This window comes from Paenibacillus sanguinis 2301083 = DSM 16941 (assembly GCF_000374825.1).
GTDB lineage: Bacteria > Bacillota > Bacilli > Paenibacillales > Paenibacillaceae > Fontibacillus > Fontibacillus sanguinis.
This window is the reverse complement of the sequence record NZ_KB895385.1, coordinates 1-22,159: the sequence shown is the minus strand read 5'-3', so window position 1 is coordinate 22,159 and position 22,159 is coordinate 1. Positions and strand designations below refer to the sequence as shown.

Annotated in this window: 22 protein-coding genes and 2 pseudogenes; 16 read left to right on the top strand and 8 right to left on the bottom strand. The window is 48.9% G+C overall.

The annotated features are described in order from the left end of the window. Positions 1–2: 2 nt before the first annotated feature. The 3 genes and pseudogenes from C557_RS0115495 to C557_RS0115485 all read left to right on the top strand — a co-directional run. Complete coding sequence (locus C557_RS0115495) at positions 3–665, top strand: amino acid ABC transporter permease (protein ID WP_018752800.1); 663 nt, start codon at positions 3–5, stop codon at positions 663–665. Then, entirely contained in the window at positions 652–1,374 is a 723-nt protein-coding gene (locus tag C557_RS0115490; RefSeq protein ID WP_018752799.1) for an amino acid ABC transporter ATP-binding protein, read from the top strand. Before C557_RS0115495 ends, C557_RS0115490 begins: the two co-directional genes overlap by 14 nt. Before the next feature lie 473 nt (positions 1,375–1,847). After that, a pseudogene (locus tag C557_RS0115485) lies at positions 1,848–2,198 on the top strand (3D domain-containing protein); the annotation flags it as partial. Positions 2,199–2,236: 38 nt separating this feature from the next. On the opposite strand, the gene C557_RS0115480 reads toward C557_RS0115485, so the two are convergent. Next, the gene (locus C557_RS0115480) at positions 2,237–2,992 is read right to left on the bottom strand and encodes a polysaccharide deacetylase family protein (protein ID WP_018752797.1); all 756 of its coding nucleotides are present in this window, start codon (positions 2,990–2,992) and stop codon (positions 2,237–2,239) included. A gap of 175 nt (positions 2,993–3,167) precedes the next feature. On the opposite strand from C557_RS0115480, the gene C557_RS0115475 reads away from it, so the two are divergent. The 3 genes from C557_RS0115475 to lpdD are packed head-to-tail and all read left to right on the top strand — an operon-like array spanning position 3,168 to position 5,158. After that, positions 3,168–3,863 (top strand): dihydroorotate dehydrogenase electron transfer subunit, encoded by a 696-nt coding sequence (locus C557_RS0115475; protein WP_018752796.1) that lies wholly within the window; start codon positions 3,168–3,170, stop codon positions 3,861–3,863. Further along, complete coding sequence (locus C557_RS0115470) at positions 3,860–4,792, top strand: dihydroorotate dehydrogenase (protein ID WP_018752795.1); 933 nt, start codon at positions 3,860–3,862, stop codon at positions 4,790–4,792. Before C557_RS0115475 ends, C557_RS0115470 begins: the two co-directional genes overlap by 4 nt. Positions 4,793–4,828: 36 nt before the next feature. Beyond that, complete coding sequence (lpdD, locus tag C557_RS0115465) at positions 4,829–5,158, top strand: prenylated flavin chaperone LpdD (RefSeq protein ID WP_018752794.1); 330 nt, start codon at positions 4,829–4,831, stop codon at positions 5,156–5,158. 143 nt (positions 5,159–5,301) lie between these two features. Here lpdD and xerS read toward each other — a convergent pair whose 3' ends face one another. Next, the gene (xerS, locus tag C557_RS0115460) at positions 5,302–6,387 is read right to left on the bottom strand and encodes a tyrosine recombinase XerS (RefSeq protein ID WP_018752793.1); all 1,086 of its coding nucleotides are present in this window, start codon (positions 6,385–6,387) and stop codon (positions 5,302–5,304) included. A gap of 70 nt (positions 6,388–6,457) precedes the next feature. Continuing rightward, positions 6,458–7,114, bottom strand: a complete 657-nt coding sequence (locus C557_RS0115455) for a spermine/spermidine synthase domain-containing protein (protein ID WP_018752792.1) — start codon at positions 7,112–7,114, stop codon at positions 6,458–6,460. A gap of 203 nt (positions 7,115–7,317) precedes the next feature. Here C557_RS0115455 and C557_RS0115450 point away from each other — a divergent pair, with 203 nt between their 5' ends. Together C557_RS0115450 and C557_RS0115445 are read left to right on the top strand one after the other, a co-directional pair. Next, positions 7,318–7,773 carry a CBS domain-containing protein gene (locus tag C557_RS0115450; RefSeq protein ID WP_018752791.1) on the top strand — a complete coding sequence of 152 codons (456 nt, stop codon included), beginning with the start codon at positions 7,318–7,320 and terminating at the stop codon, positions 7,771–7,773. 38 nt (positions 7,774–7,811) lie between these two features. Continuing rightward, positions 7,812–8,909, top strand: coding sequence for a DUF3900 domain-containing protein (locus C557_RS0115445; protein WP_018752790.1), 1,098 nt, complete (start codon positions 7,812–7,814; stop codon positions 8,907–8,909). Between the two features lie 179 nt (positions 8,910–9,088). Here C557_RS0115445 and C557_RS0115440 read toward each other — a convergent pair whose 3' ends face one another. Further along, a complete protein-coding gene (locus C557_RS0115440; protein ID WP_018752789.1) occupies positions 9,089–10,015 on the bottom strand; it encodes an L-lactate dehydrogenase in 927 nt (308 codons plus the stop codon). A gap of 323 nt (positions 10,016–10,338) precedes the next feature. Here C557_RS0115440 and C557_RS0115435 point away from each other — a divergent pair, with 323 nt between their 5' ends. The 4 genes from C557_RS0115435 to C557_RS0115420 all read left to right on the top strand — a co-directional run bounded on the left by C557_RS0115435 (position 10,339) and on the right by C557_RS0115420 (position 13,801). After that, positions 10,339–11,328, top strand: a complete 990-nt coding sequence (locus C557_RS0115435) for a polysaccharide deacetylase family protein (RefSeq protein ID WP_154656251.1) — start codon at positions 10,339–10,341, stop codon at positions 11,326–11,328. Between the two features lie 97 nt (positions 11,329–11,425). Further along, positions 11,426–12,733: a WD40/YVTN/BNR-like repeat-containing protein gene (locus C557_RS0115430; protein ID WP_018752787.1), complete on the top strand. Its 1,308-nt coding sequence runs from the start codon at positions 11,426–11,428 to the stop codon at positions 12,731–12,733. A 242-nt stretch (positions 12,734–12,975) separates the two neighbouring features. Then, positions 12,976–13,170, top strand: a complete 195-nt coding sequence (locus C557_RS0115425; RefSeq protein ID WP_018752786.1) for a hypothetical protein — start codon at positions 12,976–12,978, stop codon at positions 13,168–13,170. Positions 13,171–13,381: 211 nt separating this feature from the next. Next, positions 13,382–13,801, top strand: a complete 420-nt coding sequence (locus tag C557_RS0115420; RefSeq protein WP_018752785.1) for a DUF2500 domain-containing protein — start codon at positions 13,382–13,384, stop codon at positions 13,799–13,801. A 140-nt stretch (positions 13,802–13,941) separates the two neighbouring features. Here the strand turns inward: C557_RS0115420 and C557_RS0115415 are convergent, their stop codons facing one another. After that, the gene (locus tag C557_RS0115415) at positions 13,942–15,267 is read right to left on the bottom strand and encodes an FAD-dependent oxidoreductase (RefSeq protein WP_018752784.1); all 1,326 of its coding nucleotides are present in this window, start codon (positions 15,265–15,267) and stop codon (positions 13,942–13,944) included. Between the two features lie 267 nt (positions 15,268–15,534). Between C557_RS0115415 and C557_RS0115410 the strand changes: the two genes are divergently transcribed. The 3 genes from C557_RS0115410 (at position 15,535) to C557_RS0115400 (ending at position 17,983) form a co-directional block, all read left to right on the top strand. Next, complete coding sequence (locus tag C557_RS0115410) at positions 15,535–15,957, top strand: cell wall hydrolase (RefSeq protein WP_018752783.1); 423 nt, start codon at positions 15,535–15,537, stop codon at positions 15,955–15,957. Between the two features lie 24 nt (positions 15,958–15,981). Continuing rightward, positions 15,982–16,431 carry a spore coat protein GerQ gene (gene gerQ / locus C557_RS0115405; protein ID WP_018752782.1) on the top strand — a complete coding sequence of 150 codons (450 nt, stop codon included), beginning with the start codon at positions 15,982–15,984 and terminating at the stop codon, positions 16,429–16,431. A gap of 271 nt (positions 16,432–16,702) precedes the next feature. Beyond that, positions 16,703–17,983 carry a hemolysin family protein gene (locus C557_RS0115400; RefSeq protein WP_018752781.1) on the top strand — a complete coding sequence of 427 codons (1,281 nt, stop codon included), beginning with the start codon at positions 16,703–16,705 and terminating at the stop codon, positions 17,981–17,983. Positions 17,984–18,038: 55 nt separating this feature from the next. Here C557_RS0115400 and C557_RS0115395 read toward each other — a convergent pair whose 3' ends face one another. Next, positions 18,039–19,382, bottom strand: coding sequence for an amidohydrolase family protein (locus C557_RS0115395; RefSeq protein ID WP_018752780.1), 1,344 nt, complete (start codon positions 19,380–19,382; stop codon positions 18,039–18,041). Positions 19,383–19,478: 96 nt separating this feature from the next. Then, positions 19,479–20,846 (bottom strand): purine-cytosine permease family protein, encoded by a 1,368-nt coding sequence (locus tag C557_RS0115390; RefSeq protein ID WP_018752779.1) that lies wholly within the window; start codon positions 20,844–20,846, stop codon positions 19,479–19,481. A 231-nt stretch (positions 20,847–21,077) separates the two neighbouring features. On the opposite strand from C557_RS0115390, the gene C557_RS0115385 reads away from it, so the two are divergent. Beyond that, complete coding sequence (locus C557_RS0115385; protein ID WP_018752778.1) at positions 21,078–21,836, top strand: TrmB family transcriptional regulator; 759 nt, start codon at positions 21,078–21,080, stop codon at positions 21,834–21,836. A 125-nt stretch (positions 21,837–21,961) separates the two neighbouring features. Here C557_RS0115385 and C557_RS25615 read toward each other — a convergent pair. Next, positions 21,962–22,159 (bottom strand): annotated as a pseudogene (locus C557_RS25615) (group II intron reverse transcriptase/maturase); the annotation flags it as partial.

Below are 22,159 nucleotides of genomic sequence, written 5' to 3'. Positions count from 1 at the left end.
TTATGGAACTTATCTCAATGTTTGTGGAATACCGAAGTTATTTTCTGGCTGGTGTGCAGTATACGCTGCTGCTGGCGGCTATCAGTGTGGTATGCGGCTTTATCCTGGGGCTTGGCATCGCTATGCTGCGGATGTCTTCCTGGCGTGTAGTTCGATTCTTTGGTCATGCATGGGTAGAATTCCTGCGTGGTACACCGATGATGGTCCAACTGTTGATCATTCATTATGGATTGGCCTTTATGTTCGACATTAATTTTTCCCCGATTCAGTCCGGTGCAATTACGTTATCGATTAACAGCTCGGCTTATCTGGCTGAAATCTTCCGGGCGGGGATTCAAGCAGTAGACCGAGGCCAAGGGGAAGCGGCTCGTTCCTTGGGGATGACCAAGGGCATGGCGATGCGCCATATCATTATTCCTCAGGCGATCAAATCGGTTCTGCCAGCTATCGGGAACGAATTCATTACGATTATCAAGGAATCCTCCATCGTATCGATTATTGGCACAACGGAGCTGATTTTCCAATCCCAATCGGTAGTCACGATTACTTATGACGGCATGACTCCTTATCTGATCGTAGCTATTCTGTACTTCGTGTTGACCTTCACCCTGTCCCGGATTCTCGGGATTTTCGAAAGGAAGTTGAAAACCAGTGATCAACGTTAAAGGCTTGCATAAAAAGTTCGGAGCGTTGCATATCCTGCGGGGCATTGATCTCCAAATTTCCAAGGGAGAGGTCGTCGTCGTCATCGGTCCCAGCGGCTCTGGAAAAAGTACGTTTCTCCGCTGCTTGAACCTGCTGGAGACTCCGACGGAAGGGGAAATTCGCTTTGAGGGGGAGCTTATTACCGATAAGCGGCATAATATCAATCAGACCCGCGAGAAGATGGGAATGGTGTTTCAGCAGTTCAACCTGTTCCCGCACAAGACGGTCATGGACAATATTACTTTGGCGCCGATTCGCGTCAGAAAGAAAAGCAAGGCTGAAGCGGAAGCTTCTGCCTTAGAGCTATTGCGTACGGTTGGACTGGAGGATAAGCGGGATGGCTATCCATCTCAATTATCAGGTGGTCAGAAGCAGCGGATTGCCATTGCGCGTGCCTTGGCTATGGAGCCGCATGTGATGTTGTTCGACGAGCCAACCTCGGCGCTTGACCCCGAGATGGTAGGCGAGGTGCTGGACGTGATGAAGAAGCTGGCTGAACGGGGAATGACGATGGTCATCGTGACTCATGAGATGGGTTTTGCCCGTGAGGTAGGGGACCGCATTCTCTTTATGGATCAGGGTGTTATTCTTGAACAAGGGACGCCACAGGAAGTGTTTGGCTCGCCCCGGCATCAGCGTACCCAGGACTTTTTAAGCAAAGTGCTCTAAAGGGTAGTTTGAGCTGTTATGTAATGGCATATGTGGAATGCTGGTTTGGCCAGGTGAAGGCTGTCGATTGGTTTCGGCAGCCTTCTTGCTATGTAGGGAGAATGAAAAAAATGAAGAATAAATTGTAATGTTTGTGCTTTTTGCTTATTTGCATTGGTGTATGTTTCCATTCTTATTTCTGTGACTGCGGGTGAACCTGGATAGCTCTTATGGTTAGGCAACAGCGGTTCATCGCAACTGGTCGAATTTACCTGTCCAACTGGTTACAAAATTGTGATATATTCGTAAGGCCGAAAGCGAACAAATGATATATAAGGAGAGGGACAACCTTGAACAGTCATATCAGAACCAAAGTCGCCAAGACAGCCCTTGTTGCTGCTAGTGTAACCTTTTTACTACAAAATACAGCGGTACATGCCAAAGCGATACATAAATCCGCATCCAAGCTAGAGGTCGTCTCCGAGGAAGTTGTTGTAGCTTGGGGCAAGACGTTTACTTATTCCAATACGATCGAGGTTAAAGCCTCAGCCTATAGCAAGACAGCCAACGAGAACGGGAAATGGGGAGCTGTCGATTATTTGGGGAATCCACTGAAGCTGGGAACGATCGCCGTCGATCCGGAGGTCATTCCTATGGGAACCAAGGTGCTGGTGACCGGGCACAGCCATGATGGCTTGCCGGATCAAGCTTTTGTGGCTACAGCGACAGATCAGGGCGGGGGCATTAAGGGCAATCGCATTGATATCTTCATTCCAGGCAGCCGTTCCTTCGTCAAAATGTTTGGTTATCAAGATGTAAAATTATATGTGCTGGACAAAAAGTAAAAGTAAAACAAAGAGCTCCATAAGGGAGCTCTTTTGTACTACCGGGAAGCGCTGGTTTGCAGCAGCTCGGCCAGATTGACGAATTGGTAGCCCTTGCCGCGCAGGGTGTCTATAATATCAGGCAGGGCCTCAATCGTCCCGTTCAGATCGGAGCCGACGCCGCCTCCGGCGTGGAGCAGGATAATAGCGCCTGGTCCGGTGGCCTGGAGCACATTCGCCTTGATCTGCTCCTTGTTCAGCCCTTTCCAATCCAATGAATCTACGTTCCAGTTGACGATTTTGTATCCATTGGCTTTGGCCCACTTCACCTGTTCCTCGTTGATTTCACCGTAGGGTGGGCGAATCAGCTTGGGGCGGTAGCCTACGGTCCGACTCACAACCTGCTCCGTCCGTTCGATTTCTCTGGCGAACTGCTTTACGGTCTGTTTGCGGAATGAGGGATGGTTAAAGGAATGATTTCCGATAAGATGACCTTCCCTATGCATTCGCTCCAGTAGAGCAGGAAATTTCTTCGCCCTTGCGCCGACCACGAAGAAGGTGGCTCTGGTCCCTTTCTGGCTTAGGATTTCAAGGATTTGCGGAGTGAAGCGGGGGTCGGGACCATCATCAAAGGTCAGAGCTATCTGCTTCGTATCCGGCCCACGGAATTTAAAGGTCTCCGAGTATTTTTTGCGCAGCTCTGCCAGACTGGAAGGCTTGTTGTCGCGCACGGAGGCCTGAGCGGTACTGGTTGGAATAGTAACCAGCAACATCAGGATGAGAAACCATACCCATTTCTTACATAAATCAGGCAATACTACACCTCCATTCATCGTTCTATTGTTATGTCCATTTCCTAAAAATTTATGAAAACTCGTAACAATGGCGGATTCAGGTACAGATCAGTCATTCATAGTGATAAATATCACAGACTATCAACGCAAAAAACTGGCATTCTGTGATGAAGCGAACAAAAGACGAGGTGGATTCATGGCAACGGTGATAGCCAATCAGCAGGTAGCTCAAGGGGTCTTCAAGCTAGAGGCCGAAGGACAGTTTACAGGGAAAATGGGACAGTTTTACATGCTTCGCGCCGGTGAACGTTATCCATTGCTGTCGCGTCCAATCAGCATCTTCAATATAAGCGGCAACCGGATTGAGTTCCTGGTTCTGGCGGCGGGCGAAGGCACAGCGTTATTATCCGCCTTGAAGCCTGGCGATCCCCTGGAACTGGAGGGGCCGTTTGGCAACGGGTTTTCCTTGCCGAAAGGGAAAACAGCTTTTATAGGCGGGGGCATCGGGATTGCTCCCTTTTATTATGCGCTCAAGGAAGTGCCGGAGGCAGACGTGTATCTTGGCTTCAGCCGTGAGCCGTATATGGTTGAGGAATTCAAGCAAGCTGCTACAGGAAAGGTCATCGTGGATGTTGGCGGGGTTATTTTGGATCAGGTTGACTTTCATGCTTATGATACGATTGTGGCTTGCGGTCCTCATCCCATGCTTCATGCCGTTCAGCGCAAACAGGCGGAGAGCGGGACGCAGGCCAAGGTCTACGTATCTCTGGAGAACCGGATGGCTTGCGCAATAGGCGCATGTCTGGTATGCAGCGTCAAATGCCAGGATGGGCGGAAAAAGGCCTGTACCGATGGTCCGGTATTCCCTGCGGAGGAGGTGGTGTTCCAATGATAGATACTTCTTGTCTTATCGCGGGAGTAGCGTTTAAGAACCCGATTGTCATGGCCTCCGGAACCTTTGGATTCGGGAAGGAATATGCCTCACTATACGACATCAATAAGCTGGGCGGACTGTCGGGGAAGGGGTTAACCCTGCATCCCAAGGCAGGTAATGACGGTATTCGAGTAGCGGAGACCGCGTCAGGCATGCTAAACAGTGTGGGTCTGGAGAACCCTGGCGTAGCGGCGTTTCTGCAAGAGGAATGTCCACGCTGGGAGTCGCTGGATCTGGCCCGTATTGCCAATCTGGGCGGCAACACGATTGAAGAATATGTGGAAGGGGCTCGGTTGATTGATGAGGATGCTGCCTGGCGAGCGCGAGCAGGCCGTCAAGCCGTTGATATGATCGAGCTTAATATTTCCTGCCCAAACGTCAAGGCGGGCGGCATGGCCTACGGTATCCAAACGGAGATCGCCCGTGAGGTGGTGCGTCAGGTGCGCGGGGCCACGACATTGCCGCTGGTGGTGAAGCTGTCCCCCAATGCCGAAGACATCGTAGGCATGGCTGTGATGTGCCAGGAGGAAGGAGCAGACGGTGTATCGCTCATCAACACCTTTTCGGCCATGAAGATTGATATCTACAAGCGGCGCAGCATGTTCGATAATTTGTATGCCGGCCTGTCTGGACCGGCCATTAAGCCTATAGCCCTTCGTATGGTGCATCAGGTGTGCCGGGCAGTAACGTTCCCTGTCATGGGGATGGGCGGAATCAGCAGTACGGAAGATATCATTGAATTCATTATGGCCGGAGCCACTGTCATTCAGATAGGGACGCATAATTTTGTCCAATTACGGGCCGGAGAGCAGCTTGTAGCAGGTCTGGAGGCCTTTATGGAACAAGAAGGAATAAGCAGCTTGGACGAAATCCGCGGAATCCTATAAAATGAAGACAACTTCATTTATAGGAGGAACGGCAACGTGAACTATGAGGATATCAAGCTTGAGGCGATCCCTGTGGGCCGGGATCTGCTGCTTGTCATAACGGGGGGAGTGGCGCATATCGGTTCAGCTTCTACCGCTTATGTGGGGGATGAGGGAACAGAAGTGCAGACCTCTGCGGTGCCTGGACATAAGGAGCATACGCTGAGCGGAGAGTTTGCCCAGCGCGCTGCAGCCGCTCTTCAGCGGACCGTGACCGTTGTGATGGGCATTCATTATGATGATCTTACCAAGGAAGAGATTATTGCCATCTCCCGCCAAGCTTCGGAGCTGCTTGATCAGTATTTGCAAGAGCAGCAGGGGAATTGAGCGCGGCAAGGAAGGACAACCAAACCTCGATTTCCCCTATCCATGCTAATAAAGCCAAAGACAGCAGCGTGACGATCTGATGGAGATCTTTAGGCTGCTGTTCTTTTTTTCACTGAAATAGTTAGTAATTCTAGTGTTACGTGCTAATTGCCATCAACCCGGCGCTCAATAGCCTCAGACATGGTCTTGTCGGTAAGATGGGCATATACCTCGGTCGTTTCTGTGGAAGCATGTCCAAGCTGTTCTTTGGTTTTATAGATATCATTTTGCAAGTAATAGTCCGTGGCAAAGGAATGCCGGAGCTTATGAATCGTCAGGTACGGCTTGCCAAAGCGCTTGGCGTATTTGATAATCATTGCCTGCATAGCCCGTTTGGTCATGCGCTTGCCTTCCTTCTGGCCGTTGGGAATGGCGACGAAAAGGGCCTTTTCCCGTTTGGGCGCATGGTATCGCTCCTGTCGCAGGACGAGATAAGCGGCGAGGTCCTCCCTGGACTGCTCGCGGAAGTACACGGGAGTTTTGAAGGTCTCATCATTATTTCCTTTACGGTAGACATAAATTAGTTTATTGGCCAGATCCAGATCATCTATATTGAGATTAACAACTTCGGACACGCGGAGCCCGGAATTCAGAATCAGGCTGACGATGCAGGCATCACGCTCTCTGTTTAGCTTATACGCGTAGAGTGCTTGCTTATTGTTGACGATATCCTGACCATATCCTTCAGCAACGTAGGCAATAAACTCGATCAGTTCGCCCTCCTCCAGAATCTTTCCTTTTAGCTTGGCAGCAGTGTCTTTCGGCTTGTGAATTCGCTTGATCTCTACCTTGGCCATAATATTGCGCTTGAGTAAAGGATAGAAATGCTCATCCTCGGCAATCTGGCTCAAATAGTGGAACAAGGAGCGCAGGGAGGACATTTTTCGCGATACGGTAATTTTAGAGTTCGTCCCTTCCGTGCGGGTCGTTAAATGCAGACGGTAGCCCACGATGTTCTCCATGTGCAATGTCTCCAGATCCAGCAGAGTGATATCCGCATTCTTCTCAGCGGAGGTCAGTCCTTCTGCCCGCAGCCAGCTCAGAAATTGCTCATAATCCCGAACGTATTCCAGCAAAGTGGAAGGGGAGAGATCGGGTAGCTTGTAGTCGATAAACTGCTGGATGAACCAAGGCAGGCTAAGCACCTTCTCATCCAGCTTCTTGCGGTCGATGACCCTTTGTATTTTCAATTTGTACCCCCTCCAATCTAAAAGCTTAGTGAATGATGAGGAGCTTGCGGCCGGTATAGTCATACACTCGCTAACGGACCAGGAAAATATAATCCGGTTCGCCATGGGCCTGCGGCACCTCGCAAGTTTCCACTCGTCCAAAAAATTCTTCCAGCTGTGCGGCGAATTCAGGAGAAGGAGTTGCGCTCCAGAAGGACAGGCATCCGCCTTCACGCAGTCGGGAACGGAGTGCAGTTAAGCCTTCAACGTCATATAATGAAGCATTGCCGTCAAATACTCTCCAATCCGGACCATTATCAATGTCCAGACATATCAGATCAAAGGTTTCCCGGGTTTCTCGCAGCCAGGCGACTAAATCAGCTTGAATCAATCGGGTCTTGGGGTGGATCAAGGCTTGCCCCGACACCTCGGCCAGAATGGTCCGGTTCCATTCAATAATCTTATCCTCAATTTCAACGACAGTAACTTCCTGAACCTTTGGATCAAGCAAGGCTTCCTGCAATGAAAAGCCTACCCCCAGCCCGCCGATCAGCACCCTATCCTTCCGGGAGGCCAACTGCAGCGCGCGGCGAACCAACAATCGCTCCGATTCTCCATTATAAGTCGCCATCAGAAATGTACCATTGCTGATGACTTCAAAATACTCGCCTCTGCGTTGCAGCTGAATTTCGCCGCGGGACGTAGTAGCCCGTTCAATAACTTGGGCGGGACAATCTACATGATTCATAGTTTGCATCCTCCTTGCAATCGAACATAATCATTGTTATGTAAACTACTCCTGTTTGCATTGCCTTATTTATGTGAAGCAATGCTGACAGATATAAACCTATCGTACCACAGCATGGATGCGGAGAAAAATGATTACCTCATAAGTCATTTGACAAGCTGTCGTGTCGTTGTATAATTCCAATAGATAAGGGGGATGTGGCTATGCAGGCCCATGAAATTATGATCAAGCAGGTATATAAGGTCAAAGAGAGCGATACAGTCCGGTCGGTAATCGAGAGGTTTATGGAGCACCGGATCAGCGGTCTTCCCATTGTTAATGAACGGAATGAAATCGTGTCATACATCAGTGATGGAGACATTATGCGCTATATCGGCAAGCACCGGGATGTGGTTGTGGATTCATTCTACTATGTAGCCGTATTCGAGGGAGATTCAGAAGCCTTCGAGCAGCGGGCAAAACGTTTGCTGGATCTCAACGTAATGGAAATCGGCAAGAGGAAGGTCATCAAAGTTTCATGGGATGAAGAATTAGAGAATATCGCGGCAATCCTGGGGAAAAAGCAGATCAAGAAGCTGCCCGTGGAGCGCAATGGAGTCTTGGTTGGCATCATCAGCCGCGGGGATGTGATTAGACATTCCTTCAAATCCTTGCTGTAATTTAATTGGAAACGTCACTTCAAAGGAGCTACGCAACAATGAAATTTAGTGTTAAGCACTTGTCTTTTTTTGTTATACAGGCTGAGGGCAAGGAGGGCCAGGGAAAAAGCTACAAGCATTATCAAACACTGGACGGTTATGAATATCTGGACAGTGAAATCAAGCTGTTTTTGGACGGTGAATTCAAGCGGATTGCCAAGCGCAAGGTAGATAAAAATCCCGCCGTTGAACAAGCGCCAACGAAGATTGGCCGTTTTATCGTTGAGCCAGGGTATGAGCTTGATAGCAATCCCAACTTCAACATGTTTGCTCGATTGCGGGCGGCAGATAACAAGGAAGACTATAAAAATGCTTGCGATGATCTCGTTCGAGGTTATCTTGACGCAAGTGCGGTTCGTGGCGGCGCCTTGATCGTCGTCCAGGCCGATCTGGACAATTATTCGGAACCGCCATTTATCTTCGTGCTGAAATGCGACTTTGAGCCCAAGATTGCCCGTATCTCCGACGAGCGAAGCTTGATCAGCCAGGTGGAGATGGCCATCAGTGCCAGGAACATGAAGTCCATTCAATATCCGTATATGGAGGAAGAGGGGTTGGTTGACGAATGGGAGCTAAAGATTCACCAATCCTCCCACGCCAAATATTTTGAGGACTTCCTTCGCTTCGTTACCTACGAGCTGTCCATCCCCGAAATGGTTAACGAGCAGGTGCTGGAGTACGTCCAGACCTTTGTAGAAACCAAATGGCCCGATGAAAGCGGGGAAGAGCGTCAGCAAGTCGAAAAGGAGTTAGAGCTCTGGGCGGCCAGCGAGAAGCGGGATATTCAGGATAAATGGGAGCCTGAGCAGGTGTATGAGGCGGCGGAACGCATTATTGAGATTAAGCCGGAAATTGAGCTAAAATTCCGTATTGGTGATACGCTGGTGAAGGGGCGGCTGGCCGATTTTGGCGATCAGATTCATATCGCTCGATTAAACGGGCGGTATGCAGTTATCCTTGAAGGGGATTCCTTCACATTTGACAAGGCCTTCTCACCCGTGGAGTTGTTACAGCCCGAGCCCTTTGATCGAGTCGCTCAGCGTTTGCTGGAGAAGAAACTGCCTGAGGAAGACGACGACATGCTGCCGCCATTCTAAAGGTACGGTGAATATGCTCTTTTTTGAAGATGATTAATCAGGTGAATTTTATTGATTAATCTCATTAATTATGGTCTGAACTTTGCTCTTGAGTGGGTTAAACTTTAGAGTGCAAGATATCAAAAGAACCATCACAACCACTTCTTTAATAAGTGCTCGTGATGGTTCTTTGTATATATCTATAGCTCTAGCTTGGCGATTTCGGCCTTTAGCTTGTTCGCCGACGCGTGGAATTGTGCCAGCTCCTCATCACTAAGCTGCAGATCCAGCACTTCGCGAACCCCACTGCGATCCACAATGCTTGGTACGCCTAGATAAACGTCAGATACCCCGTTGTAATCCTTCAATAATGTAGAGACGTTCAGCACGGAGGCTTCATTTTGCAGAATGGAGACAATGATCCGGTCCAGTGCGAGTGCGATGGCATAGGAGGTTGCCCCCTTGGCATTGATGATTTCATATGCAGCGTTTTTTGTGCTGTTAAATATTTCTTTCTGATCCTCCGGCGAGAACTCAAGCCCTATGCCAGCCACGTTAGCCAAGCTCCAGAGCGGAAGCTCAGAATCGCCATGTTCCCCGATAATGTGAGCGTGAATGCTACGCGGATTGATCTTCTTGTTTTGTCCGATCAAATAGCGGAACCGAGCGCTGTCGAGCAGCGTACCTGAACCGATAACGCGATTGGAGGGGAAGCCGCTTTTCTTCAAGGTCACATAAGATAAAATGTCCACGGGATTTGTAGCCACCAGGATGACGGCATGATCATTGTATTTCACAATGTTCTGAATAATGCTATCGAAAATATCGGCATTGCGCTTCAGCAGATCGATTCTTGTCTCTCCGGGACGCTGGGAAGCGCCGGCGGCAATAACAATGACATCGGCATCGGCACAATCGCTATAATCTCCTGCCCAAAGCTTGACTCCGCCGGTGAAGGGCAATCCATGATTCATATCCAAGGCTTCTCCAAGCGCTTTTTCCTTATTGGCATCAATTAGTACAAGCTCTGAAATACGCTCTCGCAGCAGCAGGGTATACGCTGTCGTGGATCCTACTGCTCCGGTTCCAATAATGACGACCCGACTGGAACGTAATTTGTTCTTCATGTTCTCATCTCCTAGGGTAGTATTCTGCAAATTTTAGATTACGCTAATACAGAGATTATTAACCTCGTTACTAGCCGAAGAGAAATGCTTTTTTGTTCCAATTCTCATTTTACTCCATAAGTACCCCCAATTTAAAGTAAAATAGCGGATTTTCATTTTTGAGATAAAAATATACATAATAAATGTTATGTAAACTATAAAAATGCCAGTAATTTTGTTATTACTTTGTAACCACAGATTAACGATTCTGTAAGGATGAAGCTCTCTATTTATATTATTCTATTACATAGAGATTAAGAGAGAGAGGAATCCGGTGATTGGTTATGCCGTCTTACATCAGCAGAAAAGAACAACACAGAAATCGCTCCAGACGCACGCACTCTGCAAAATTTGTCGTTATTACGGCCATGGCCTTGTCGTTGGCTGCCATGGCTTTAACTGCAGCAGCACTTGTTCCGCTACTATCGAGCCCGAACCCCAATCGGCAAAACCTAGTTGAACGAGTGATACCGGCTAATTTGTCTGCCTCGGAAGGAAAGCCGGAAGGCGACAGCGCTGCCTCCAAGCCTGAGCCAGTTGGGAATTCAGTTACTGCACCACCGCAAAATTCCTTTTCCGATCCTGTCAAGCTTCCACCGCCAGCTCAGCAGCCGGCAAACACGGTTGTTGAGCCTGTCAACAAGCCGGACACCGCCAAAGCGCAAAAGACGATATATTTGACCTTTGATGACGGCCCCGGGAAATACACGGAACCACTGATGAAAATTATGGACCATTATCAGATTCATGGTACCTTCTTCGTAATTGGCAACCAGTTAAGCGGTCATCAGCAAGTTGTTAAGGATGCGGCGGCGGCAGGCCATTACATCGGCTTGCACAGCATGAGCCACAGCAAAAAGAAGCTATATAAGAGCGGGAATGCCGATCAGTTCATCGCTGAATTCACCAAAGAGCAGGAAATGATTAAGGCATTGATCGGGACTTCACCGGCCTTGATTCGAGCACCTTATGGCAGCAAGCCGGAGGTCAACAAGAAATTTCGCGATGAAATCGCGGAGGCGGGCTTCAAAATGTGGGACTGGACAGTAGATTCTAAGGATTGGAAAAATGCAAAAAAGCCGGAGTTGATCTTGCAAGAGATCAAACGGCAGGTAAAAGGAGATACTGAGGTTATCTTATTGCATGAGAAGGCCCAAACGGTGGCTATGCTGCCGCAAATTATTGAGTATCTTCAAAGTAAAGGTTATGCATTCGCCGTATACAAGCCGGAGCAGCACTTTTCTGTTAATTTCGACAATGACCCCCGGCTATGAGCGCAGCATAACTATCTAAATGGCTATGCTATAATAACATGTGCGAAGCAAATTTTATCAAATTTAATGTAGAAAGTGAGGTAGTTTGGTTTTGAAAATGTGGCGTAAGTTCGCCGGAGCAGCGCTGGTCAGTGGTTTGCTGTTGATGACGGCCTGCACGTCCGAACCGCCTCCGGCCGCCGCACCGGTACAGGACGATCCTCCCGAGAAAGGGCAGACGATTACAGTGATTAATCCTCCAGGCGCGGAGAACAAGGGGACAGCCTCTTCCCGGGCCCCGGCCGAGGACGGCAAGAATCGTTACCAGATTCAGACTCGACTCACTGATTTTCAGTTGCTTAGCGCAACAACCGGTCTGGCCTGGGGCTGCACCCGTAATGAGTTGAGACTATATATGACGCAGGATAACGGGAATACTTGGACAAATATATCGCCCGCCGCTTCCTTGCCGTTCGCGGAAACGCCGGAGTACGGCAAGAACATTTTTTTCCTGGATCCTAATCATGGATTTATAGTACGCAATCCCAAAGGCTCTGAGGATACTATTATGTTGCGGACCACTGATGGAGGTGCGACGTGGAAGGTCAATTCCTTCCCGGAGAATAAAGAAGTCTCGGCCATGTACTTCACGGACCCGGCTCACGGCTGGATGCTCTCGGAAACCGGGAGCTCGCTTGAAGAAGAACGTTATTCTTTATACGTTACCGAGGATGGAGGGCAAAGCTTCGAGAACCCGTCAGGACTGGACAATGGCTTTGGATTAAGCATTTCCGGCAGCAAGGCTCCAAGCTCAAATGATGAACCTATTTCCGATAACAGTCTCTCGTTAACGTTCACAAGTGTACGGCACGGATTTATCGGAGATACCGAGGAAGGTTATCCTAAGCTCTTTATGACTGAGGATGGAGGATTAACCTGGGAGGAGAATGAACAGTTCTTCGATCGGGATAAATATACGAGCTGTGACAGCTTTACCATGGGGACGATATCCTTCTTTTCAGAGAATAAACAAGAAGGCTGGGTTCCCATTGGCTGTAGTCGTGAAGACTCCACCAAATTCAACGGTTATTTCACGGAGGATGCCGGGCATACCTGGTCCCTGGTCCCATTTGCGCTGTCCTGGCAGCAAGGGATTAATGAACTTCTTGCTCCAACCTTCCTGAATAGTGAGGAGGGCTGGACAATTCTTAACTCCACAGTGTACTACACCTCGGACCAAGGAAGCCATTGGAAGCCTTTGCCGCAGAGTCGGGAGCTACAGCGCACTTTACAGAACTACCCCGAAATTGTGAAGCTGCAATTCTTCTCTTCACGCGTCGGTTGGCTGCTGGTAGCTAAGGAGGATCAGCAGCGCTCTTTATTGATGCAAACGAAGGATGGGGGACAGAGCTGGAAGGTCCTTTAATACATTAAATGATGCTCGCGATAACAAATTCATCCAGATTATTGAAGGCATGACGCCCGTTGTCATGCCTTTTTGGGTGAGGTGAAAAAAATAATTTTGTGACGTTCATCATATTGTGAAATTTATCACGTTGTTTATTTCAGACTTTGTGATATATTTAACTTGTAAGAAACACCAAGCATAAATAAAGATCGGAAGCCAGGAGCTAAGCTCCAATACAAATTGACAGGAGTGTATTCTTTATGAAAACAACAGCTCAAGAAACGGTAACCCGCAACTTCCTTCAATTCTGCTACAATTGTGAAGATGCTCATCTGTGTACGACCGAGGAAATGTGTCAGGCTTGCTGGGCGGAACAAGGACTTGACGCTGAATTAAGTGGAGAGACAGACGGTGTGGAAGAAACCCGTCAATTGCTGTTCCAGTACTATGCTTAACTTTATCAGACCAGGCTTGGATTACGATTAGACCTCCATCCGTAAACGGGATTTGGAGGTTTTTTTGTTTTGTCCCTAAATTTATGGACAAGGGTGGCATATTTTCCGGACATGTGGAATAACAAGTTTCTCACCGGCCAGGCATATACATAGTGGAGGAGGGGAAAGACAGCCATGAAACGCTACCTCTTGTAAGGAGGGATGAAGCTCAATGCAGCCTTGGACGGAAATGTTCGAAATGATGGAAGGCGGCCTGCCGATTCTGCTATTCATCCTTGTGGGCCTGGTTGCAGTTACTGCGGCAGGTGGCTTGCTGCGCGGCCTGGGTAATAGCAGACAGCCTGTGCTTAGCGTAACCTCTGTAATTGTCGGCAAGCGCACCGAGGTGACCCATCGGCACGATACAGATACTTCGGTTAACCGGTCCGACACCAAGTATTATCTCACGTTCGAGGTGGAGAGCGGGGATCGTTTGGAGTTTGCTGTCTCCGGTCTGGAGTATGGCCAATGCGCGGAAGGGGATGAGGGGAAGCTGACATTTCAAGGCCGCCGTTATCACGGCTTTGAGCGGGCTATGCGTACGTATGTGACAGAGATGCAGGAATATCGCAAATACCATAGTTCCGGCTAAGAGCATGAGCCAGGCAGCAGTATTATAACAATGAAAGGATGGGCAAGTCGTTGGAATTACGGACAATAACAAAAAGCAGGAGCCTGAGGAAACGAGCGGACAAAGGAATTCGCTTCTTCCGAAGGCTTCTGCTTTTCTGATTAGTAAGCCAGGGCTTTCGTGTCCGAAGTTTGCTCCAGCAGCATCTGCGCTATAGTCCGGCCACTGGAGAAGGCCCGTTCGGCAAGCTCACCCTTGCCAACACAGCCGTCGCCGCAGAAATAGAAAGGCAGCCCCTCCATGCGGTTAGGTAACAGCTTGTTGCCATTAACATTTTTCACACTGGCAACCATCGCTTTTTTGGATACGCGCTTTACCTCGACACAATCGCGCCATCCTGGATAATACGTATCAAATAGTGATTCCATCTGCTTCGTCTTCTGCTCCAGATATTCCTTCTTCTCCAGTTCCTCTTTGAAATCGTCGTTCAGATAGGCAATTCCCTGAAGCAATTGGCCATGGAGTGGGGCTGCCGTATAATCCGTTGCAGATACATCGCTAACGAATATTTTGCGATCCATGTCACTGATGTAATGGAACGGACGCGCTACGATCTTGGATAACCCAACATCGTACACTAACACCTCGGTAGCGGTATTATCCTGATAAGGAGCCATCGCACCGCTCCACGCCGAATTTTCCAGCACCTTATGGATTTGCTGCACAGGCATGGCGAACACGACTTGATCGAACTCAAGCTGTTGCCGTGCTTTTGTATTCAATATAAATCGGCCATCCTGCATTTCAATGGATTCGACGGGCTCCTTGGTGGCAATGTTCCACTCCGGATTCATCCCAATCTTCTGAGTGAGCTGATGTGTAATCGTGCTCCAGCTGCCTAAAATGTAGCTGACAGGGCGGCTGGACAAGAAGAGATTATGATAATATTCAGCGATAACATCGCCGGGCACCCTCCTGGCATCCTCGGGTGTAATAAAGAAGTTGGAGCAGACCAGATGCTCCCATAATTCCTTGACATCGGCTGATGCCGTCGACTGTTCCAGATAATCCCCCAGGGTTCGATGCTGCTTCAATTGATGAATATTACCGATGACAGCAGCAATTTCGGCTACAAATCGCATCTTCTCCAGTGGAGATAGCACTTGAGTCTTCATCACATTGACAAAATCAAGGGGAGCGGGGGTCAACTGTCCGTGCTTGGCATATACAACCTTACGTTTGTCTACCTGCTTGCTCTGGAATTTTAATTCCAATTCATCTTCCATGGTTTGGAGCGTGTGCCGATCTATTCCGTATACCGCATGTGCCCCGTAATTCAGAGTAAATCCCGACTTCTCATAAGTAAAAGCGCGGCCACCCAATTGCGGGCTCCGTTCGAATACCGTTCCGGACGTATCGCCGTGATTCGATAGATAAGCGGCAGCCGTCAGTCCGGCAAGCCCACCGCCAATAATCGCAATTCTCATGGGGGAAACCTCCTAACAGGTGTTTATGAAGCCAAGCGTTTTATAAAGAAAAAGACACAAACCTATAAACAAACGTTATTTACCTTCAGTATATGCTATTCATGTAAGCGAGTCCATAGAAATAGACACAATTTGTTCAATTTTGTAATCGCATTCAACCGTCTTTATTTCCATGATATGGGATGGGATTTTTGCAATTTTCTCAAGCACCAAGATGGGCATCCGCACATATGATATAGCGTTCAGCAGGGAGGAAGGAGGTACAAAATGGCTGTAATCAAGACCAACTCCGAGGACGTCAGGCTCCTGGCGCGCTTGATGCGTGCAGAAGCGGAGGGAGAAGGAGAGCAGGGAATGCTGATGGTTGGTAATGTCGGCGTTAACCGCATTCTTGGCGATTGCCTTGATTTCCGTGATATTCGCGATATGAACCGGATGGTATTTCAAAGTCCTGGTGGTTTTGAAGCCACGCAAAAAGGATATTTCTATCAGCGGGCACGTGACCGTGATATTCGCCTGGCGCAGCGGGTCGTTAATGGAGAACGGGTGTGGCCTGCGTCCAATGCGCTATGGTTCTTCCGCCCGGCCGGAGATTGCCCCACAACCTGGTACAATCAGCAAAATACCGGCAGATTCAAAGCTCATTGCTTCTTTGCCCCAACTGCGGAGGATTGTCCTACCGTGTATTAATTACCGAAGAGGAGGAATTTTAACATGTTCACACAGCCTTATCGGCCGATGGCCTACTCTATGGGGCCCAACCAAACGGCCCCCCATTATAAGAACATGGGGTACCCGATGATGTCAGGAGGAAGCACGATCCCGCCACAGATTCCCAGCGGCAGTCCCATGACCGCCAGCGGCACTGCCGTCCCTGCGCCTGTCACATCCTACGAGCAATCCTATATCGAGAACATACTTCGCCTGAACCTGGGCAAGGTCGGAACCTTCTATATGACATACGAGAATAACAGCGAATGGAATGCCAAGATATTTAAGGGCGTGCTTGAGGCTGCCGGGCGTGACCACATTATCATTAGTGATCCGGTAACTGGTGTACGTACGGTTATGCTGATGGTGAACCTGGATTACGCCACGTTTGATGAACCCCTGACTTATCAATATCCTGGTACAATTGGCGCTCCGCCAACCAGACGCCGCTAGAAAAAACACCCCTTGCCCAAGGGGTGTTTTTTTTTGTACTATGGCCCGTTCGACAGGAATACGGCAGCGATTGACTGTGTAGTGTATAATATATAATCAAAGGAGATGGGTCTATTGGGAAGTTGATGCGGAATTTGATAATTGTTGTAAGTTTTGATCAAATCAATTTCAATTTCAAATCACGAAGGAGGTGCACCTATTCGCCACCTCATCAGTGGGAATAGGAAATGTATTGAGTGACCCTTTACCGAGTCTTTTCTCTGTAGGATGGATGATTTTATTGGTATTGCTTAACGGATTCTTCGTTTCAGCGGAATTTGCCATTATTAAAGTCAAGAGTTCGCGAATCGACGCATTGGCGGAAGAAGGGCGCAGAGGCGCCAAGATCGCCAAGGATTTGTTAGGTCGGCTAGATGGATATTTGTCGGCATGCCAGGTGGGAATTACCCTTAGTTCGCTTGGGCTGGGATGGCTTGGGGAGCCGGTGGTTGCCCGCATGCTTGGACCGTGGTTTGAGTGGATGGGCTTCGGGGAGAGGCCGGTGTACATCATATCGCTAGCTGTTGCCTTTGTACTGGTTGCCGTCCTGCATATTGTGCTTGGGGAATTGACTCCGAAAACGATCGCTGTTCGCAAGGCTGAAACGATCATGTTATGGTTGGCTTGGCCGATGCGTGTTTTTTACCGGCTGATGTATCCTTTCATCTGGGTGTTAAATCTTCTTTCGAGCGGTTTGCTACGCATGTTTGGCATGACCCGGGTTTCGGAGCAAGAGTCGCTGCATACGGAAGAGGAAATTCGTGTCATGATGAAGGAGAGCAGCGAAAGCGGATTGATTGACAGCACAGAAATGTCGCTCATGGACAATATATTTGAATTCGCTGACACCACCGCTCGGGAGATCATGATTCCCCGGACGGAAATGATTTGCTTGTACACCCAGCACTCGCTGGAGGAGAACCTGGAAATTGCCCTGGAAGGCACACGAACCCGTTATCCCGTATGTAATCAGGATAAGGACCATATTATCGGATTTATTCATATCAAGGATTTGATTCGTTCTCATTCCCGCCATCTGCGCGACCATATTAGGCCGATTATGGCCGTTCCCGAGTCCATTCCTATCAGCGATCTGATGAAACGCATGCAAAGAGGCAAGTCGCAGATTGCTATTCTGATCGATGAATACGGAGGCACCTCTGGGATGGTGACGCTGGAAGACATTGTAGAGGAGATCGTTGGGGAAATTCAGGATGAATTTGACGAGGAGCGTCCTGCCATCGAACAGTTGGATACCGAAGTGTATTCCGTAGACGGCTTGCTGCTCATCGAAGCGATCAATGACCATTTCGGTCTGGATCTGGACTCTGAGGATTATGATACCATCGGAGGATGGCTTTACGCCCGGCTTGATATTCTCCCGCCTCAGATCGGCAATGCCGTTGAGTACGGCGAATATACTTATATTGTGGAAGAGACCGACAACAAGAGAATTTCCCGCGTTCAGATTCTCCGGCAGCAGTTGATGCCATTGGAGGAAGCAGGCGCCTAATATAAAGAACAAAGACCGGATAACCTCATTATGGAGGAAATCCGGTCTTTGTTCTTCAGATTTTGGCTTTGTGCAGTTCTCTTCTGTTCATCCAATCCTCGCCCTGACGCTGTGCCATCAGCATAATATCACGTTCGCTCACCTTCGTGGTTTGGCCTTGCCGCACCAGAATCTCGCCCTGCACCATTACGGTGTCGACATTCTCGCCTTTGGCGGAGAACACCAGATTCCAGAGCAGATTGGTTTCTTCTGTTTCATTCCAATAAATGGGCTGGAGATTTGGCTTGAAGAAGTCAACCAGAATCAGATCGGCGCTTTTGCCTACTTCGATGGAACCGATCTCGTTCTCCATATGGAGCGACTTCGCTCCATTAATGGTAGCCATTCGCAGCATCTGCTTTGCCCCCATGATGGAGGCATCCCTGTGTGTGGCCTTCTGAATCAGCGAGGCAAATTTCATTTCCTGAAACAGATCCATGCTGTTGTTGTCAATCATACCGTCCGAGCCGATGGAGACATTGACGCCTTCTGCAAGCATAAGGGGAATGCGCGCTACACCGCAGCCCAACTTCGCCGCTGATACAGCGCAGTGTGCCAGATTGGTGCCGGTCGCCGCCATTTTTTTGATATCATCGTCATTCACCCAGACACAGTGAGCAAGCAGCGTTTTCTCACCCAGAATGCCCCGTTGCTCCAACATATCAATGGTTGATTTACCGAATGTCCGGATAATCGACTGTTCTTCTTCTTCCTGTTCGCAACCATGCGTATGAATGCCCACTCCGAATTCCTGCTGTGCCCGTATGGCCGCCTTGTACATATCCTCGCTGCAATAATACAGGTTTTCCAATCCCATCCAAACACGAATTCGACCATTCTGGCTCATGTGGTGCGTCTTGATCAACTGCTCGTTTGCTTTTGTCGTTTCGAAGAAATTGTACGGTTCGACATCTGCCGCATAAGGAACGAGATGCAGCCGGATGCCCAGTTCGCCCGCTGCTTCGGCACTGCGGTGCATGAAGCGGTACATGTCCAAAATGGTGGTCGTGCCATTCTTCAGGCATTCCAGATAGGTTAGCTGCGAGGCGTGGTAAGCATCCTCTTCCGTGCAGGCGCGATGTTCAAGGTCATAAATCGGTAGCCAATCGACCAGTCGCATATCCTCCGCCACGCCACGCATCAAGCTGGAGTGATTGTGGGAATCGATAAGTCCCGGCAGCATCGCCATTCGTCCTTGGCCGTCGATCAATTCGTCTGCATCGATTGGAATCGGGATATCCTCCTTACGGCCGACAGCCGTGATGGCACCATTGCTAACGATGACGGTTCCATTTCGAATGACGGTGTCATGCGGGTCTACGGTGAAGATGACGACGTTGGTAAAAACTGTTTTTTTCATATGATGCTCCTCCTGGTTATCTAGATTGCGATGTGTTCAAGTGTTCAATATGCTGTGCAACTGCAAGGGCTCGTGCCAATTTATACGCTAAGGACGTTATCGAAACAAATTGCCTTGTGTCCTGCCAGCCAGCTTAGCCTTCATTGGGAAGTAGTAAAGTACAACAGCGGCGACCAGCCCGACGAGCCAAGCCAGGTCAACGCCGCCAAGCAGATTGGCGATTGGTCCAACATACAGTGTGGAGTTAATAAACGGAATTTCAATAGCAATCGAGGCAAGGAAAGCGAAAATCGTAATTCCATTGAATTTGCCATATTGTCCGTTGACGTTGAAGATGTCGGCAATATGATATTCACCCTTGTGAAGCACGAAGAAATCGACAAGATTGATGGCCGTCCAAGGGATAAGGAAGTAGCTCATGAAGTAAATAAAATTAATGAAGAAGGTGACAAAGTCGCCTTTGCCGCTCAGCATGCTGAGTACAATATTGATGATCATGATCGCAGCAAGAATGATGATGCGGGTGAGAGGTGTAATTTTCAAATTTCGGAACGGCTGAATTGAGGTGACGATGAACATGAATGCTCCGTAGAAATTGAACACGTTGATGGCGAGCAGACCATAGACGATCAGCACATACAAAATCCAGTCGTAGGCGCCAAACAGTCCGGCCATTCCGCCTCCTGAATTGTCTGAGAAGTTCGGCAAGGCATAGGCGAGCACTGCGCCAATGGTCGTCATCCAAATGACTGCGGTGGACAAACCGCCATACGTATACCAGAAGACTTGTCGGGATGAAACATTGGATGGCATGTAGCGGGAGTAGTCGGCCACGTATGGCGCCATGGCCAGCACGTAGGTGGCGATAATACCGACGCCAAGCGCGAACAGGGACAGATCAAAGCTGCTTGCGCTCCAGGCTCCAGCAGGCATCGGCTGGCGGAAGGCGATAATCGTTGCCAGTCCGAGTACGATGAAGGCACTGACGGACAGCCATTTCTGCGTGGCATGAATTAGTTTGTATCCATAGATGGCAATTGCAATAGAAATGAAGGTGAACAATATAATCACCCAATTGGTGTGAAGCGGCACGACATCGGCCAGCGTCTGACTGACCAGCACCGTATTCGCCACGCCAAAGCCCAAATAGACGAACATGACGAATATCATCGGTATAATCGCACCAAGCACGCCGAATTGCGCTCTGCTCTGAATCATTTGCGGAATGCCAAGCCGCGGTCCCTGAACGGAATGCGATGCCACGAACAGATTGCCGATCAGTGTTCCCAGAATGATGGCGATAACGCTCCACAGGACATTTAGCCCCATCATGACCAGCAGAGATCCTGTTACGATTGTGGTCAAATTCAAGTTTGCACCGAACCAGATAGCGAACAAATCTCGCGGCTTTCCGTAACGCTCCCCCTCGGGAATGAAATCAATGCTGTGCTGTTCCATAGCCATAGTATCAACCTCCAGTAGTATTTTTTTGAATGATGTTCGCCGTTTTTTCATGTTATCTAATATGACATAAAATTTAATAAGTGGATCTCAATTTAATTCATGTCATATTTAATAACTAAAAACGTTACAAAAGGTTACTACCATGATAGTAACTTAGGAAATAAATTTCGTCAACCGTTAATCTTTGCTATGATAGGTATAATGGCGTTGCCGTTAAGGGAGGGAAAGCAATTGCTGGAGAAGTTCGGATTTTCGCAGTATGAGAGCCAGGTATACGAAGCTGTACTAGTTGCAGGGCAAGCGATTGATGCGGCTGCGGTGGCCAAATTGTCGGGGGTGCCGAAGGCCAAGGTCTATGAGGTGATTTCCAGACTGCTCGATAAGGGGATACTGCTCGATTCGATGCTTGAGAAGAAGAAGGTATACTGTGCCGTTCCGGTGAAGCAGGTGATACATAAGCTGACTTTGAAATTTCAGGCAGATATTGAGCAGTTGCAGCAGCTTGAACAGAAACAATCCATGCCGGACGACCGGGTGTGGAATTTGGCGACGGAAGAATCGATTCGCGCCTATAGCATGACATTGATCGAGAGCGCACGGAAGTCAATCAATATTTCGACGTGGAAGGAAATATTACCCGCTTACTTGCCGTTGCTGGAGGAGAAGGAGCGGCAGGGGATCCGCGTTGAAGCGCATGTTGTGGGGAAGCTTGAAACCAATCTCAAGCATTTGAGGTATTTTATCCCGCGAGAGGACCAGAAAGAGCTGAAAAAATTTCAGAACATCGTTGTGGACGATGCTGAAGTGATTTTCGCAATTGCGAAGGAGCCTTCCTGGCATTCCATTGTTACAAAGTCCGAACAACTCGTCGATGTGTTCCGCGACTTTTTCTATCGGGATATGATTCTTACTTTTCTGGAGGACAAGTATAAGGATATCTTGCAGCACGATGCTCAGTATGTAGAATTGTTGACAAAACTGCGATACTAGCTCAATCGCGCCGCCAATCAATGCTCTCTCAATTGTGAATTGGATAATCGAGTAGGAGGGGGCGGCAAGCCCCCGTCCTCTCACACCACCGTACATGCGGGTCCGCATACGGCGGTTCCAAAAGGTTAACAAAGCTCTAAGTAACGTGAAAGCAAACTTTTCAGCCCTCTCGCTTCCCAGTAGGAAGTGGGAAGGGCATTATTTGTGTTCCGAGACATTTCCCATGCGCCTCGCCGCGAGTTTGCCATCCTAAAGCAGGCCCATTCGGGTACTCCAAGCGCTCGGAGTTCGCGGATTCGTGTGCGTACTCGTTTCCACTGTTT